This window comes from Roseateles sp. P5_E11, assembly GCF_054049355.1.
This window is the reverse complement of record NZ_JBFUMO010000895.1, coordinates 1-1,639: the sequence shown is the minus strand read 5'-3', so window position 1 is coordinate 1,639 and position 1,639 is coordinate 1. Positions and strand designations below refer to the sequence as shown.

Here is a 1,639-nt window from a genome sequence, read left to right as displayed (position 1 = left end):
GCTCAAGGGCGAGCTCTTCATCCTCAGCCTGTTCGCGCTGCTGGGCATCAACGTGATGCTGTCGGCAAACAACTTCCTGGTCGTCTACCTCGGCCTGGAGCTGATGAGCCTGTCGCTGTACGCGCTGGTCGCGCTGCGCCGTGACCATGCGGTGTCGACCGAGGCGGCGATGAAGTATTTCGTCCTCGGCGCCCTCGCCAGCGGCTTCCTGCTGTACGGCCTGTCGATGATGTACGGCGCCACCGGTTCGCTGACCATCCCCGAAGTCTTTGGCGTCATCTCCCAGGGCATCCCGAACAAGAGCGTGCTGATCTTCGGCACCGTCTTCGTCGTCGCCGGCCTGGCCTTCAAGCTCGGCGCCGCGCCCTTCCATATGTGGGTGCCTGACGTCTACCAGGGCGCCCCGACGGCTGTCACGCTGCTGATCGGTGGCGCGCCCAAGCTGGCCGCGTTCGCGATCACCGTGCGCCTGCTGGTCGAGGGCATGAGCGGCCTGGCGGTGGACTGGCAGCAGATGCTGGTCGTGCTGTCCGTCATGTCGCTGCTGATCGGCAACCTGGCGGCCATCGCCCAGAGCAATCTGAAGCGCATGCTGGCCTACTCGACCATCGCCAACATGGGCTTCATGCTCTTGGGCATGACTGCCGGCGTCGTCAATGACAGCACGACCTGGGGCACCAACGCCTACAGCTCGGCGATGTTCTACGTCGTCACCTATGTGCTGACGACACTGGGTACCTTCGGCATGGTCATCTTGCTGTCGCGCCAGGGCCATGAGGCTGAGGAGATCAAGGACCTGGCGGGCCTGGGCAAGCGCAGCCCTTGGTTCGCCCTGGTCATGACGCTGTTCATGTTCTCGCTGGCCGGCGTGCCGCCCACCGTGGGTTTCTATGCCAAGCTGGCCGTGCTGCAGGCCCTGGTGGCCACGCAGATGCCGTTCTACCTGTGGCTCGCAGGCTTCGCCGTCGTCGTGTCGCTGGTTGGCGCCTTCTATTACCTGCGCATCGTTAAGGTCATGTTCTTCGACGCCCCGACCGATACGGCCCCGCTGGCTGCGCCGGCCGACGTGCGCTTCGTCATGACCCTCAACGGCGCCGCCGTGCTGGTCTTCGGCCTGCTGCCGGGTGGCTTGCTGGAGCTGTGCAAGGTCGCCATCCGCCAGGCCCTCGCCACCTGAACGCATCCATGGACCAGTCCGCCGCCGTCTGGCTGGTCCTCGCCGCGGCCGTCATCGCGGCCAACCTGCCTTACTTCAGCGAGAGGCTACTCCTCGTTGGCCCGCGCCAAGCGCCGAAAGCGGCCTGGTGGCGGCTGCTCGAACTGGTATTGATGGCCGCGCTGACCTTTGCCCTCGGCTCGGTGCTGGAGGCCCGCATCGGCCAGCGCCATGCGCAAGGCTGGGAGTTCTATGCCGCGGCGACCTGTCTCTTCATCACGCTGGGCTTTCCCGGCTTTGTCTGGAGATATTTGCGCCGTGGCCACCTCTGACAGCGAAGACCCCCATCTCGTCGAGCGCCTGCTCGAAAGCACACAGGTCTTCGCGGGCCACTTCCTCGACGTGCGCCGCGATCGTGTCGCGCTGCCGGACGGCACCGCCGCGCACCGCGAATACATCCGCCACCCCGGCGCCGTCATGGTC

At 65.8% G+C, this 1,639-nt stretch carries 2 protein-coding genes; both read left to right on the top strand.

The features are described 5' to 3' along the window. The coding region (nuoN, locus tag ACXJKR_RS31840) for an NADH-quinone oxidoreductase subunit NuoN (protein ID WP_457326254.1) at positions 1-1,177 on the top strand (1,177 nt) is incomplete at its 5' end. 8 nt (positions 1,178-1,185) lie between these two features. Then, positions 1,186-1,488: a DUF2818 family protein gene (locus ACXJKR_RS31835; RefSeq protein WP_056196937.1), complete on the top strand. Its 303-nt coding sequence runs from the start codon at positions 1,186-1,188 to the stop codon at positions 1,486-1,488. The last annotated feature ends 151 nt before the right edge of the window (positions 1,489-1,639 follow it).

Coding starts and splice junctions, on each gene's coding strand:
- ACXJKR_RS31835 (WP_056196937.1), top strand. CDS start 1,186: ATGGACCAGTCCGCCGCCGTCTGGCTGGTCCTCGCCGCGGCCGTCATC.